Genomic DNA, 14,168 nt, shown 5'->3' on the forward strand with positions numbered 1-14,168 from the left:
ATCGAAAACCACTCGAACCGAGTGACCTGCTCCGGGGCTTGTGCGCCGCGCTCCGTTCCGGCTTTCCCGGCCCGTTCCGCGCTGACATGGAGAAACTTACACGAGCGCCCCCGGATAGTGAAATCGGGGGGTTGGTTGCGGCATCTCCGCAGCTAGACGTGGTGCGCGGGGCCAGGGCGGAGGATGCTGTCCCGGTGCTGATCCCCCCTCGACTCCGCCCGTGGGGCAGGTACGGCCTCCACCTCCTCGTGGTCGCCGCTTGCTACTACGGGGGCGCCCGCCTGGGACTGCTCCAGGCATTGGTCGACGACCAGGTGACACCGCTGTGGCCGCCGACCGGCGTCGCGCTGCTGGCCCTGCTGCTGGGCGGGGTGCGGCTGTGGCCGGGGATCGCCATCGCGGCCTTCGTGGTCAACGCGACGCTGGGCGACAGCAGCTCGGCGTTCCTCATCAGCGTCGGCAACACGCTGGGTCCGGTGGTCGCCTTCCTCCTGCTCAAGCACTCCGGGTTCCGGATGGAGATGGACCGGACGCGGGACGCGCTCGCGCTGGTCTTCCTGGGGGCGTTCGCGGGGATGGCGGTCAGCGCCAGCATCGGCACGGGTGCGCTGCTGTTCGCCGGCACGATCGACTCCGCGGGCTTCTGGTCCACCTGGTCGGTGTGGTGGACCGGTGACGCGATGGGCGTCCTGATCCTGGTGCCGCTGGTGCTGGCGGTGCGCGGGGCCCGCTTCCCCTTCCGGTCGGCGCGCACGGCGGAGCTGGCGGCACTGCTGGTCTGCACGACCGGAGTGATGCTGATCGCGGCGAGCAGCCCGCTGCGGCTGCTGTACGTGGTGTTCCCGTTCGCGGTGTGGGGCGCATTGCGCTTCCAACACCTGGGCGCGGCTCCGTGCGCGTTGATCGCGACGGCGCTCGCGGCCCGGGGTGCGGCGGCCGGGATCGGGCCGTTCGCCGCCATGGACCTGTTGCCCCGGATGGTGACGTTGCAGGCGTTCAACACCACGGTCGCGTTGACGACGTTGGTGTTGAGCGCGGTGATCGCCGAGCGCAACGAGGCGCGCAGGGCGATCGAGCAGACGTGCACCCAGTTGGCCGCGGTGGTGGAGCAGTACCGGCCGCTGCTGGGCGACGAGGCGCCGCCGAGCCGTCCGGATGTCCGCTGATGGACGTGCTGATCGTCGGCGGTGGTCCGGCGGGGCGTGCGCTGGCGTCGGCGTGTTCGGCGCGGGGCCTCGCCACCGCGTTGGTCGACCCGCACCCGGAACGGCCGTGGCCCGCGACCTACGCGGCGTGGGCGGACGAGTTGCCCGATGACGCGCCGGTCGCCGTGTCCACCAGCAGGTCACGCGTGTTCACGACGACGGAGCACCGGATCGCGCGCGGCTACGCCGTGCTGGACAACGAACGGCTCCGGCGGTTGCCCGACGACGTGCGCGTGGTGCAGGGCACGGTCGTCGAGCGCGACGACAGGCAGGTGGTCCTGCGGGACGGGCGCGTGCTGCGCGCGGGCCTGGTGGTGAACGCGGCGGGCGCAAGGGGGCAGGTGGCCCAGCACGCAGTCGGCGTGGTGGTGCCGAAGGCCGCAGCCGCACCGTTCGTCGGGGACGACGAGGCTCTGGTCATGGACTGGCGCAAGCCGCCGGACGCGGCGACGCCGGACCCGACGTTCCTCTACGCCATCCCGGTGTCGGACGACCGGGTGCTGCTGGAGGAGACCTCGTTGGCGCGCAAGCCCGGCCTGCCGTTGGCCGAACTGCGCGTGCGCCTGCACGCGCGCCTTGCCGCACAAGGGATTCCACTCCCCCACGACGAGGAGCGGGTACGGATCCCGATGGACCCTGGGCCGGAGTGGGACGCGTTCGGTGCGGCGGCGGGACTGGTGCACCCGGCGACCGGCTACAGCGTGGCGACCGCGCTGAGGCTGGCGCCGGCGGTGGCACGGGCGATCGTGGACGGCGTGCCGGTGCGCAACGTGGTGTGGCCGGCCGGAGCACGGGCCGTCCACGCGTTGCGCCGGCACGGCCTGTCCGCGTTGCTGGCCATGCGGCCCGACCAGGTTCCGCAATTTTTCGACCTATTTTTCCAATTGCCGGAGAATCTTCAACGGAACTATCTGTGCGACCGCTCCGACCTGCGCGGCACGCTCGACGCGATGTCCGCTCTGTTCCGCCGCGCGCCGTGGCGGATGCGCGCCCGATTGGCATTTTCGGTGCAATCGGCCACAGATACACGAACACCTGGTTAACGCTCTGGGCTTCTCAAGATCGACCGGGCACGATCAGCGTGTGCCCGCCTTGCTGGATGACGTTCGGTTCGCCTTCCAGCCGCTGTTCAACCTCAACACCGGAGGGGTCGTCGCGGTCGAGGCACTGGCCCGCCCGCACGACGGCAGCGTGCAGGACCTGCTCCGCATGGCTTTCCGTGCGGGGTACCTGGCGAACACCGATGTGGCTCTCGCCTGTCGTGCGGTCCGCAGCGCGGCCGACCACGACTTCACCCTCCCGCTGCACGTGAACCTGCTCGCGATGACCCTCGCGGACAAGCCGGAGCAGCTGGCCCCGCTGTACGCGGCGCTGCGCGACACGGGCCGTCCGACCGCGAACCTGGTGGTGGAGGTGGGCACGCCGTACTCGCGCGCCCCGCGCCACCGGCTGGTCCGGCACCTGGAGCGGCTGCGCGCGGACGGGTTCCGGATCGGCCTGGACGGCGTGGGCGAGGGAGACTCGCCGCTGTCGCTGCTGGCCGAGGTGCAACCCGACGTGGTCAAGCTGGACCGCGAGGTCGTGCAGGAGCTGCCCGCCGACCCCGCCCGGACCGCGCTGGTCCAAGCCCTGCAACACCTGTGCGAGGCGACGGACACGCAGATCGTCGCGGAGGGCGTGGAGACCGAGGCGCAGCTGGCCGCGCTGCGCCGGTTGGGCGTGCGGCTCGCCCAGGGCAACCTGCTGGCGCCCGCGCAGCGCCGACCCAGGGTGAACGTGACCATCTCGACCGTGCTCAGCGAGGTCAACGACCCCGAGGCGGCCGGCAAGACGATGACCAAGCCGTTGCGCCGCAAGGCCGGTCCGAAGGTGACCGACTTCCTGCACCCCGCGACCACGCTGCCCGAGTCGGCGACCTCCGAGGAGGTCCGGGACGTGCTGGCCACCCAGCCGTCGGTGAGCGGCGTGGTGCTGGTGGACGAGGACGGCCGGCCGACCTGGACGGTGGACCGCAACCGGTTCCTGCTGGCCGTGACTGGGCCGTTCGGGCACGCCCTGCACGCCAAGCGGGAGGCCGCGCGGCTGGCGGACAAGCCTCGGGTGATCGGCGCCGAGTCGTCCGCGCTGGAGATGCTGGACATCGTCGCGCACGCCAACCGCGAGCGGACCAACGACGACCTGGTGGTCGTGGACGGTGACGACCGGTGCGTGGGCGTGGTCCGGGTGGCGGACGTGGTGCGCGGCATCGCGGAGCTGAAGGTGGAGCAGGCGGCGGCGTTGAGCCCGCTGACCCGCTTGCCGGGCAGCGATTCCATCGCGCGCGAGGTGGATCGGCGGATCCTCAACGGCGACATCTTCGCCGTGGGGTGGCTGGACGTCGACGCGTTCAAGCGGGTCAACGACTCGGTCGGGTTCGCGGCGGGTGACGACCTGATCCGGGCGCTCGGGCGGAAGCTGTCGGAGGGCGCCACGTCGTTCCCCGGCGTGCAGGTCGGGCACGTGGGCGGGGACGACTTCCTGGTCGTCGCGGGGCTGAACGAGATCGTGCCGTACGCGGCGGGCGTGCTGGACACGGCGTTCGACGCGGAAGGGCACGCGGTGACGCTGTCGCTGGCGACGCTCGTCTGCGCGGCGGGCACCGTGGGTTCGTACCGGGAGGTGTCGCGACTGCTGGCTCCGTTGAAGGAGCACGCCAAGTCGTTGCGCGGCAACAGTTGGGTACTAGGACGTCCGGGCAGCGACCACGTGGACGTACTGCGCGGCGGAGCGCACCTCGCGGTGAGCTGAGGCCGTCGCGAAGTTCACCGCAACGATGCCTGTGCGCTCATACCGATCACTCATAGCATCAGAGTGACTACCCAGCGCAGGGAGGTCCCTGGTGAGCGAGGTCGAAGTCACCGCTCTACCGCGTCAGCGAACCGAGTTCGACACGGCGTTGTCGATAGGTGTGGAAGAAGAGTTCCTGTTGGTCGACGCGATCACCGGAGCCTTGGTGCCGTTGGCGGGCGAAGTGCTCGGCGACGCCGACGGCGTGCTGGACCTCCAGGCCGAGATGACCCGGTTCCAGGTGGAGAGCGCCACCGCAGTGTGCCGGACGATGGCCGAGGTCCGGGAGCAGCTGGTGTTGTCCCGGCGGGCCCTGGGAAACCTGGCGCGGGAGCACCACGCGCGGATCGTGGCCACCGGCACACCCGTGCTGGGCGCCGTACGCCCGCCGCCGTTGACCGACGACCAGCGGTACCGGGACATCGCGCTCCAGTACGGATCGCTGGTCGACGCGCTGACCATCTGCGGGTGCCACGTGCACATCGGCATCCCGGACGAGGAGACCGGGGTGCTCATCTCCAACCACCTGCGGCGGTGGCTGCCGGTGCTGTTGGCGATCAGCGCGAACTCGCCGTTCTCGGAGGGTCGGGACACCGGGTACGCGAGCTGGCGCTACCTGTCGTGGAGCCCGTGGCCGTCGTCGGGCGCGCCGCCCTGGTTCGCGTCGGCCGACGACTACCGGCTGGGGACGCAGGTGTTGCGGGCTTCCGGCGCGTCGATGGATGCGGGGATGATCTACTGGGACATCCGGTTGTCGGCCAACCACCCGACGGTCGAGCTGCGGGTGTGCGACGTGGCGGCGACCGTGGACGAGGCGGTGCTGATCGCCGCTCTGGTGCGGGCCATCGCCGCCACGGCGGTGGCCGGGATCCCCGCGCTCCCGGTGTCGGACCTGGCTCTGCGGACCGCTTTGTGGCGTGCGGCGCGGGACGGGGTGGAGGGCGCGGGCTTCGAGCCGCACACCGGGCAGCTGGTGCCGGCGGCGGATCTGGTGCGGTCGCTGGTGGATTGGACGCGCCCGGCGTTGCGGGCCTGTGGGGACGAACAGCTCGTCGACGAGGGGATCGCGCGGCTGCTGGTGGACGGTTGCGGGGCTTCGCGGCAGCGGCGCGCTTTCGTGCGGCGCGGGTCGTTGGTCGACGTGGTGGACTTGTTGGTGGCCCAGACCTGAGCGACAGGTCCGAGTGGCGGATCCGGGGCTCGGTACCGGGTCTCTCCGGTGTCGGGCAGGAGTCGCTTCGGGTGTTCGACGAACAGCGGTCGCCGGCTTGAGGCCGACGACCGCTGTGGTGCGGTCCCTCTGGAGGTGGACTCCGGAGGGGCCGCGCGTGATGGTCCTGCGGGACTGCCGGGCTGCGAAACCCGGATTGTGGAGCTTCGGCCCGGAACCCGGGCGGTGCGGCCCGGGACGTGGATCAGACCGTGAAACCGAGGGCGCGCAGTTGTTCGCGGCCGTCGTCGGTGATCTTCTCCGGACCCCACGGGGGCATCCAGACCCAGTTGATCCGGAAGTCGTCGACGATCCCGCCGCCGGCACCGCCGGTCAGGGCCGACCGCGTCTGGTCCTCGATGACGTCCGTCAGGGGGCAGGCCGCCGACGTCAGCGTCATGTCGATCACGGCGACGTTCTGCTCGTCCACGCGGATGTCGTAGACCAGGCCCAGGTCGACCACGTTGATGCCGAGTTCCGGGTCCACCACGTCGCGCATGGCTTCCTCGACGTCGTCCAGGTTCGCCACGTCCGCCTTGGGTGCGGGCGGTTCGGGCATGCCCGCCGCGCCGCGGACCACGTCTTCGGTGCCCGTGTCCTGTGCCACGTCCTGCTCGACCTGTCCTGCCTGTTGTGCGACGGGTTCTGCGACCGCGTGCTCTGGGGTGGTCATGCCTCTGCTCCTTCGCTGCGGGCCACCGCGTCCTTGAAAGCCATCCAACCCAGCAGGGCGCACTTGACGCGTGCCGGGTACTTCGCCACGCCTGCGAACGCGATGCCGTCTTCCAGGACGTCCTCGTCGGGCTCGACCTGGCCCCGGCCCTGCATCAGCTCCACGAAGGCGTCCAACTTCACGAACGCCTCGCCCAACGGCCTGCCCACGACCAGGTCGGTCAGCACCGACGTGGACGCCTGGCTGATCGAACACCCCTGGCCGTCGTACGACACGTCCGCCACGGTGTCCCCGTCGAGCTTCACCCGCAGCGTCACCTCGTCGCCGCAGGTCGGGTTGATCTGGTGCGACTCCGCGTCGAACGGGTCGCGCAGGCCGCGGCCGTGCGGGTTCTTGTAGTGGTCCAGGATGATCTCCTGGTACATCTGCTGAAGCTGCATCTAGGCCACCCCGAAGAACTTCTGGGCTTCGCGCACGCCGTCCACCAGGGCCTGCACCTCGTCCAAGGTGTTGTACAGGTAGAAGCTCGCGCGCACAGTGGCGGCCGCGCCGAGCCTGCGGTGCAGCGGCCACGCGCAGTGGTGGCCCACGCGCACCGCGATGCCGAGGCTGTCCAGCACCTGGCCCGCGTCGTGGGCGTGGATGCCGTCGACGACGAACGACACCGCGCCGCCGCGGTCCACCGTGTCGAGTGGACCGACGATGCGGACGCCGGGGATCTCCGACAGGCCGCGCAGGGCGGCTTCGGTCAACCGGTGCTCGTGCGCGGCGACGCGGTCCATGCCGATGGCGCTCAGGTACTCCACGGCCGCGCCCAGCGCCACCGCCTGGGAGGTCATCGGCACGCCGGCCTCGAAGCGCTGGGGCGGCGGGGCGAACGTGGAGCTCGCCATCTGCACCATCTCGATCATCGACCCGCCGGTGAGGAACGGGGGCAGCGCCTCCAGCAGCTCGCGACGCCCGTAGAGGACGCCGACGCCGGACGGGCCGAGCATCTTGTGCCCGGAGAACACCGCGAAGTCGACACCCAGCGCGCGGAAGTCGACCGGCGAGTGGGGCACCGACTGGCAGGCGTCCAGCACGGTCAGCGCACCGACCGCGCGCGCCTTCTCCGCGAGGAACGCCACCGGGTTGACGGTGCCCAGCACGTTGGACTGGTGGGTGAACGCGACGACCCGGGTGCGCTCGTTGACCAGTTCGTCCACGTCGGACAGGTCCAGCCGGCCCTCGTCGGTCACGCCGAACCAGCGCAGCGTCGCACCCGTGCGGGCGGCGAGCTGCTGCCACGGCACGAGGTTCGCGTGGTGCTCCATCTCGGTGACCACGATCTCGTCGCCGGGGCCGATGCGGAACCGCTCGGCCCCGGGCCCCGACGTGGCGGCGTTGCCCATCGCGTAGGCGACCAGGTTCACGCCTTCGGTCGCGTTCTTGGTGAAGACGACCTCGCCGGAACCGACGCCCACGAACGACGCGATCGCCTCGCGTGCCCCTTCGTACGCGTCCGTCGCCTCTTCGGCGAGCTGGTGCGCGCCCCGGTGCACGGCGGCGTTCGCGGTCTCCAGGAACGCGCGCTCGGCGTCGAGGACCTGCCTCGGACGTTGCGAGGTGGCGCCGGAGTCCAGGTAGACCAGCCGCTTGCCTTCCCGCACGGTGCGTCCCAGGATCGGGAAGTCGGCCCGCACGGTAGCGACGTCCAGCGGAGTAGCGGTGGTGGTCACTGCTCCGACGCCTCCTCTCGAACTGTTCGGACGAAGTCCACTGTCAGGACGACGTCAGCCGACCTTCGCGGCTTCCTGGTTGCCGGTGTACTTCACGTAACCGTGTTCTTCGAGCTGGTCGGCCAGCTCCCGGCCGCCGGACTCGACGATCCGGCCGTTCGCGAACACGTGCACGAAGTCGGGCTGGATGTACTTGAGGATCCGGGTGTAGTGGGTGATCAGCATGACCCCCGCCTCACCGGACTCCTTGAACTTGTTCACACCCGCCGACACCACGCGCAGCGCGTCGACGTCCAGGCCGGAGTCGGTCTCGTCCAGGATCGCGATCTTCGGCTTGAGCAGGCCCAGCTGGAGGATCTCGTGGCGCTTCTTCTCACCGCCGGAGAAGCCCTCGTTGACCGAGCGCTCGCCGAAGGTGGGGTCGATGTCCAGGTCGGCCATCGCGCCCTTGACCTCCTTCACCCAGTGCCGCAGGTTCGGGGCCTCGCCGCGGACGGCGGTGGCGGCGGTGCGCAGGAAGTTCGTCATGGAGACGCCGGGCACCTCCACCGGGTACTGCATGGCGAGGAAGAGACCCGCGCGGGCGCGCTCGTCCACGCTCATCTCCAGCACGTCCTCGCCGTCCAGCAGCACGCTGCCGGAGGTGACGGTGTACTTGGGGTGACCGGCGACGGCGTAGGACAGGGTGGACTTGCCCGAGCCGTTCGGACCCATGATCGCGTGCGTCTCGCCGGCCTTGATGGTCAGGTCGACGCCCTTGAGGATCTCCTTGGACGCCTCGTCGGTGGTGACCGAGACGTGCAGGTCCTTGATCTCCAGAGTGGCCATTTCGGTGCTCAGTTCTCCTGGTGGGGCGGGAAGTCAGTTCGTGGTGGCGGTGACGTCGACGTAGATGTCGCCGTCCCGGATGTCGACGGCGAAGACGTCGACCGGTTCGGTCGCGGGCGGGGAGGAGGGGCGGCCGGTGCGCAGGTCGAAGCACGACCCGTGCAGCCAGCACTCGATGCCCTTGCGGGTCACCTCGCCCTCGGACAGCGCGACCTCGGCGTGCGTGCACAGGTCGCGCAGCGCGTGCACGGTCTCGCCGTCGCGGACGAGCACCACCGGGGTGTACTCGTCGCCGACCTGGTACGCGACCGGCTTGCGGTCGTCCAGGTCGGCCAGCGAGCACACCCGGTTCATGCCGTGCCTCCGCCGGGACGGCCGTCCGTGCGGCGCCCGCGCCGGGACGCCCGCGCCGGCTGCTCCGCGCCGTGCTTCCGCTGGGACGACGTCACGCTCCCACCGCCTCCAGCTCCGCCTCGATCGCGGCTTCCAGGCGCTCGCGGACCTCGGGCACGGCGATCTTGAGCAGGATCTCGTGGAAGAAGCCGCGCACGACCAGCCGGCGCGCCTGCTCCTCCGGGATGCCGCGCGCCTGGAGGTAGAACAGCTGCTCGTCGTCGAACCGGCCGGTGGCGCTGGCGTGGCCCGCGCCCTCGATCTCGCCGGTCTCGATCTCCAGGTTGGGCACCGAGTCGGCGCGCGCGCCGTCGGTGAGCACCAGGTTGCGGTTCAGCTCGAACGTCTCGGTGCCCTCGGCCGCCGCCCGGATCAGCACGTCGCCGATCCACACGGTGTGCGCGTCCTCGCCCTGCAACGCGCCCTTGTAGACCACGTTGCTGCGGCAGTTGGACACCGCGTGGTCCACGAACGTGCGGTGCTCCAAGTGCTGCCCGGCGTCGGCGAAGTACAGGCCCAGCAGCTCGGCGTCGCCGCCGCGCCCGGTGTAGGTGACCACCGGGGTGAGCCGGACCAGGTCGCCGCCCAGGGTGATGACGGTGTGCTTGAACGTGGCGTCGCGGCCCAGCCGGGCGTGGTGCGACGACACGTGCACCGCGTCGTCGGCCCAGTCCTGGACGGCGACCACGGTCAGGTGCGCGCCGTCGCCGACCACGAACTCCACGTTGTCCGCGTACACGCCGGAGCCCCGGTGGTCCAGGACCACGACGGCCTCGGCGAACTGCTCGGCCCGGATCTGCAGGTGCCCGTAGGCGACCTGGCCCTCGCCCGCGCCGGTCACCGTGACGGTGGTCGGCTCGACCTTGGTGTCCTTCGGCAGCGTCACGACGGTGGCCTCGGTGAACGAGGTCCACGCCTGCGCCGCGATCCGGTCGCCCGGCGTGCCCGCGACGCCCAGGCGCTCGTCGCCCCTGGCCACGGTCTCCACGCGGACGCCGTCGGCGGCCATGACCTCGACCGTGACCGAGGCGGTCGCGGCGGCGCCGTTGTGCAGGTTCGCCAGGCGCTTCATGGGCGTGAAGCGCCAGATCTCCTCACGGCCGCCGGGCACCTCGAACGCGTTCACGTCGAACGACGTGAAGTGGTCCGCGCGGGAGGCCACCCGGCGGTGGCCCTTCTCCTGGCCACCGCCGTGCGAGTGGGCCGTCAGGCCGTGTTGCTGGTCTTGAGTGGTGACGGCCATGTCAGCCGACGGCCCCTTCCATCTGCAGCTCGATCAGGCGGTTCAGCTCGAGGGCGTACTCCATGGGGAGTTCCCGCGCGATGGGCTCGACGAACCCGCGCACGATCATCGCCATGGCCTCGTCCTCGTTCAGGCCCCGCGACATCAGGTAGAACAGCTGGTCCTCGGACACCTTCGAGACGGTCGCCTCGTGGCCCATCGACACGTCGTCCTCGCGGACGTCCACGTACGGGTACGTGTCCGACCGGCTGATCGTGTCGACCAGCAGCGCGTCGCACTTCACCGTGGACTTCGAGTGGTGCGCCCGCTTGTTGACCTGGACCAGGCCGCGGTAGGAGGTGCGGCCACCGCCGCGCGCCACCGACTTCGACACGATGGTCGACGACGTGTACGGCGCCATGTGCACCATCTTCGCGCCGGCGTCCTGGTGCTGGCCCTCGCCCGCGAACGCGATCGAGAGGACCTCGCCCTTGGCGTGCTCGCCCATCAGGAACACGGCCGGGTACTTCATGGTGACCTTGGAGCCGATGTTGCCGTCGATCCACTCCATGGTCGCGCCCGCTTCGGCCTTCGCGCGCTTGGTGACCAGGTTGTAGACGTTGTTCGACCAGTTCTGGATGGTCGTGTAGCGGCAGCGGCCGCCCTTCTTCACGATGATCTCCACGACCGCCGAGTGCAGCGAGTCCGAGGAGTAGATCGGGGCGGTGCAGCCCTCGACGTAGTGCACGTAGGCACCCTCGTCGACGATGATCAGCGTGCGCTCGAACTGGCCCATGTTCTCGGTGTTGATCCGGAAGTAGGCCTGCAGCGGGATGTCCACGTGGACGCCCTTGGGCACGTAGATGAACGAGCCGCCGGACCACACCGCGGAGTTCAGCGCGGAGAACTTGTTGTCACCCGAGGGGATGACCGAGCCGAAGTACTCCTTGAACAGCTCCGGGTGCTCCTTGAGCGCCGTGTCGGTGTCCAGGAAGATGACGCCCTGCTCCTCGAGGTCCTCGCGGATCTTGTGGTAGACGACCTCGGACTCGTACTGGGCGGCGACACCGGAGACCAGGCGCTGCTTCTCCGCCTCCGGGATGCCCAGCTTGTCGTAGGTGTTCTTGATGTCGTCGGGCAGGTCGTCCCAGGTCGCGGCCTGCTTCTCGGTCGACCGGACGAAGTACTTGATGTTGTCGAAGTCGATGCCCGACAGGTCGGAGCCCCAGGTCGGCATGGGCTTGCGGTCGTACAGCCGCAGCGCCTTGAGCCGGAACTCGAGCATCCACTCGGGCTCGCCCTTCTTCGTCGAGATGTCCCGAACGACGTCCTCGTTCAGGCCCCGACGGGCGCTCGCGCCTGCCACGTCCGAGTCGGACCAGCCGAACTCGTAGTTGCCGATGCTCGCCAGGGTTTCTTCCTGGGTGAGCGGGGCGGTGGTGGTGCGCTGCTCGGCAGCGGCAGTCATGCGGGCTCCCCTCCGTCTGAAGTCAGATCGTCGGCTGGGCCGACCGTGATCCGGGGTGTGTTCGGGATGTGCGTCGTGCACACGGCATCGCCGCGGGCGATGGTGGCCAGGCGCTGTACGTGCGTGCCGAGCAGGTCGGCGAACGCCGCCGTCTCGGTCTCGCACAGCTGCGGGAACTCGGCGGCGACGTGCGCGACGGGGCACAGGTGCTGGCACAGCTGCTCGCCTGCCCCCACGTGCCGCGCCGAAGCAGCGTAGCCCTCCCGGGTCAACGCCACCGCCAGGGCCTTGGCCCGCTCGGCGGAGTCGGCCTGGGCCAGGATGGCGGCCCGGTGCTGGTCGACGAAAGCCGACACGCGACGCTCCGCGAAGGCCCGTACCGCCTCCTCCCCGCCCTGTTCGGCGAGGAACCGGAGCGCGGCCACGGCGAGGTCGTCGTAGGCGTGCCCGAAGCGGGCCCGCCCCTGCTCGGTCAGCAGGAAGAGCTTGGCCGGGCGACCCCGGCCGCGCTGGCCCCGGCGCGGGGCCTCCCTGCTGATCGCCTCGCCGTCGGCCACCAGCGCGTCTATGTGCCGCCGGACCGCCGTGGGGCTGAGACCGAGCTGCTCCGCGACCGAGGCCGCGGTGACCGGTCCCTGCTCCAGCAGCAGGCGTGCGACGGCGTGCCGGGTCCGCCCGTCGTGCCCGGCGGGCACAGCGGTGTGGTCGGTCCCGTCGTTTTTCACAACACTAGTGTTGCCTATTTCGGCGGCGCTCGCAAAGATCGGCCCGTTCGGGTGACCCGACTCACGCGCGCGACCGGTCGCTACCCTTCGGGCGTGACGGTGGGCGGATTGGTGATGGCGAACCGGGACGGGATAGCCGAGGCAGCGCCGCTCGACGCCCCCGAACGGCGGCAGCTGGACATCATCCGCCGCTGGGGCACGGTGGGCGCGCTGCTGATGTTCGTGGGATCCCTCGGGGCGGGCGCGGCGCCGGTGTTCAGCCCGTTGCCCGGCACGCCGGTGCTGGGGCTGTTCGCCCGGATGCCGAGCGCGGCGATGGCCGTCGTGTGGACCGGGGTCTTCCTGGTGGTGTCGGCCTGGCTCTGGCTGGGGCGCTTCGCCCGGCCGGGGCGACCGCGGCTGGTGTCGCGCAGCCAGCTGGACCGCACGCTGCTGATGTGGATCACCCCGCTGGTGTTCGTCCTGCCCATGTTCAGCCGTGACGTGTACAGCTACCTGGCGCAGTCGCAGATCGCGGCCAACGGGCAGGACCCGTACGAGCTCGGCCCCCAGTCGGCGCTGGGCGTGGACCACCCGCTGACCACGAACGTGCCCAACATCTGGCGCGAGACGCCCGCACCCTACGGGCCGCTGTTCCTGGCCATGGGGCGGGTCATCTCGATGGTGACGGGGGACAGCGTCCTGCCGGGGGTCTTCCTGCACCGGATGCTGGTGCTGGTCGGGCTGGCGATGATCGTGTGGGCGCTGCCCCGGCTGGCCCGGCGGTTCGGCGTGCCGCCGGTCAGCGCGCTGTGGTTGGGCGCGGCGAACCCGCTGGTGCTGTTCCACCTGGTGGTGGGCGTGCACAACGAGGGGCTGGCGATCGGCCTGATGCTGGTGGGGCTGGAGTTGGCGCTGCGCAGGATGCCGACCGCGACCGGGTCGCCGATGACGCGCGAAGAGCTGCTGTGGATCGCGCTGGGCGCGACGATGATCACGTTCGGCGCGGCGGTGAAGATCCCGGCCGCGCTGGCGCTGGGGTTCCTCGGGGTGATGATCGCCCGGCGGATGGGCGGGTCGTTCCTGGACCTGCTGAAGGCGGCCGTGCTGCTGGCCGCGGTGTCCGGGGTGGTGATGGTGGCCACCTGCCTGGGGACCGGGCTCGGGTTCGGGTGGATCGAGACGCTGAACGTGGCCGGGACGGTGAAGTCCTGGATGTCGCCGCCGACCGCGATGGGGTTCATGGGCGGGGGGCTCGGGCTGCTGCTCGGGCTGGGCAACCACACCGATTCGATGATCGCCCTGATGCGGCTGGTGACGCAGGCGGTGTCGGTGGTGATCGCCGGGATCCTGCTGTGGAAGGCGTTCAAGGGGCGGATCAAGGCGGTCAACGGGCTGGGCGCGGGCCTGGGCGCGGTGCTGGTGCTGGGGCCGGTGCTCCAGCCCTGGTACGTGCTGTGGGCGGCGCTGCCGCTGGCGACGGCGGTGCTGGCGAAGCGGTTCCGGCTCTTCGCGATGAGCGCCAGTGCGTTCATCGCGGTGATCCTGCCGCCCACCGGCTCGGCTTTCGACGGTCGCGCCTACATCGTCCCGCAGGCCGTCGTGGCCGCCGTGGTGGCGTTCTCCCTGTGCCTGTTCGTGGCGCGCAGGCAGGTCATGCCGCTGATCCGCCGCGACCCCCTGCCCGACGCCGCGTAGTTCCCGGCCTGTCCGGTGCTCGACGCGTGTTTGGTGCTCGACGCGTGTCCGGGCGGGGCTTGGGCGCAGGTTCGAACGGGGCCGCACACGCGTCCGGGCCGGGCGGCGGCGGTCGTTCGCCGTGGTGTCCGGCCGTGGCCGGATCAGGGTAGGCCCGGCCGTTCCGCCGTCGTGGGCGGTTCGGCGCTGCCGGCACCCGGCATGGGTGCGCGCAGTGGCGGCG

Annotated in this window: 13 protein-coding genes; 5 read left to right on the forward strand and 8 right to left on the reverse strand. The window is 70.7% G+C overall.

What is annotated here, in order from left to right:
• Positions 1-194: 194 nt before the first annotated feature.
• The 4 genes from FHS29_RS27700 (at position 195) to FHS29_RS27715 (ending at position 5,202) form a co-directional block, all read left to right on the forward strand.
• Positions 195-1,166 (forward strand): MASE1 domain-containing protein, encoded by a 972-nt coding sequence (locus FHS29_RS27700; protein ID WP_312865129.1) that lies wholly within the window; start codon positions 195-197, stop codon positions 1,164-1,166.
• Positions 1,166-2,248: a lycopene cyclase family protein gene (locus tag FHS29_RS27705; RefSeq protein ID WP_184695551.1), complete on the forward strand. Its 1,083-nt coding sequence runs from the start codon at positions 1,166-1,168 to the stop codon at positions 2,246-2,248. The genes FHS29_RS27700 and FHS29_RS27705 overlap by 1 nt, the downstream gene beginning before the upstream one ends.
• Positions 2,249-2,288: 40 nt before the next feature.
• Entirely contained in the window at positions 2,289-3,992 is a 1,704-nt protein-coding gene (locus FHS29_RS27710; protein WP_184695553.1) for a GGDEF domain-containing protein, read from the forward strand.
• 91 nt (positions 3,993-4,083) lie between these two features.
• Positions 4,084-5,202 (forward strand): carboxylate-amine ligase, encoded by a 1,119-nt coding sequence (locus FHS29_RS27715; protein WP_184695556.1) that lies wholly within the window; start codon positions 4,084-4,086, stop codon positions 5,200-5,202.
• A 244-nt stretch (positions 5,203-5,446) separates the two neighbouring features.
• Here the strand turns inward: FHS29_RS27715 and FHS29_RS27720 are convergent, their stop codons facing one another.
• The 8 genes from FHS29_RS27720 to FHS29_RS27755 form a co-directional block, all read right to left on the reverse strand.
• Entirely contained in the window at positions 5,447-5,800 is a 354-nt protein-coding gene (locus FHS29_RS27720; protein WP_184696129.1) for a metal-sulfur cluster assembly factor, read from the reverse strand.
• A 110-nt stretch (positions 5,801-5,910) separates the two neighbouring features.
• On the reverse strand, positions 5,911-6,354 hold the full coding sequence (gene sufU, locus FHS29_RS27725) for a Fe-S cluster assembly sulfur transfer protein SufU (RefSeq protein WP_184695558.1): 444 nt from the start codon (positions 6,352-6,354) through the stop codon (positions 5,911-5,913).
• Positions 6,355-7,632 carry a cysteine desulfurase gene (locus FHS29_RS27730; protein WP_184695560.1) on the reverse strand — a complete coding sequence of 426 codons (1,278 nt, stop codon included), beginning with the start codon at positions 7,630-7,632 and terminating at the stop codon, positions 6,355-6,357.
• A 54-nt stretch (positions 7,633-7,686) separates the two neighbouring features.
• A complete protein-coding gene (gene sufC / locus FHS29_RS27735) occupies positions 7,687-8,460 on the reverse strand; it encodes a Fe-S cluster assembly ATPase SufC (RefSeq protein ID WP_184695562.1) in 774 nt (257 codons plus the stop codon).
• Between the two features lie 33 nt (positions 8,461-8,493).
• On the reverse strand, positions 8,494-8,814 hold the full coding sequence (locus FHS29_RS27740) for a non-heme iron oxygenase ferredoxin subunit (RefSeq protein WP_184695564.1): 321 nt from the start codon (positions 8,812-8,814) through the stop codon (positions 8,494-8,496).
• 91 nt (positions 8,815-8,905) lie between these two features.
• Positions 8,906-10,096: a Fe-S cluster assembly protein SufD gene (sufD, locus tag FHS29_RS27745; protein WP_184695566.1), complete on the reverse strand. Its 1,191-nt coding sequence runs from the start codon at positions 10,094-10,096 to the stop codon at positions 8,906-8,908.
• A gap of 1 nt (position 10,097) precedes the next feature.
• Positions 10,098-11,543, reverse strand: coding sequence for a Fe-S cluster assembly protein SufB (gene sufB, locus FHS29_RS27750; protein WP_184695568.1), 1,446 nt, complete (start codon positions 11,541-11,543; stop codon positions 10,098-10,100).
• Positions 11,540-12,268, reverse strand: a complete 729-nt coding sequence (locus tag FHS29_RS27755) for a helix-turn-helix transcriptional regulator (protein WP_312865130.1) — start codon at positions 12,266-12,268, stop codon at positions 11,540-11,542. The genes sufB and FHS29_RS27755 overlap by 4 nt, the downstream gene beginning before the upstream one ends.
• Positions 12,269-12,361: 93 nt before the next feature.
• Here FHS29_RS27755 and mptB point away from each other — a divergent pair, with 93 nt between their 5' ends.
• Positions 12,362-13,945 (forward strand): polyprenol phosphomannose-dependent alpha 1,6 mannosyltransferase MptB, encoded by a 1,584-nt coding sequence (gene mptB, locus FHS29_RS27760; RefSeq protein ID WP_312865131.1) that lies wholly within the window; start codon positions 12,362-12,364, stop codon positions 13,943-13,945.
• Positions 13,946-14,168 lie beyond the last annotated feature (223 nt).

It is taken from the genome of Saccharothrix tamanrassetensis (assembly GCF_014203665.1).
GTDB classification, from domain to species: domain Bacteria; phylum Actinomycetota; class Actinomycetes; order Mycobacteriales; family Pseudonocardiaceae; genus Actinosynnema; species Actinosynnema tamanrassetense.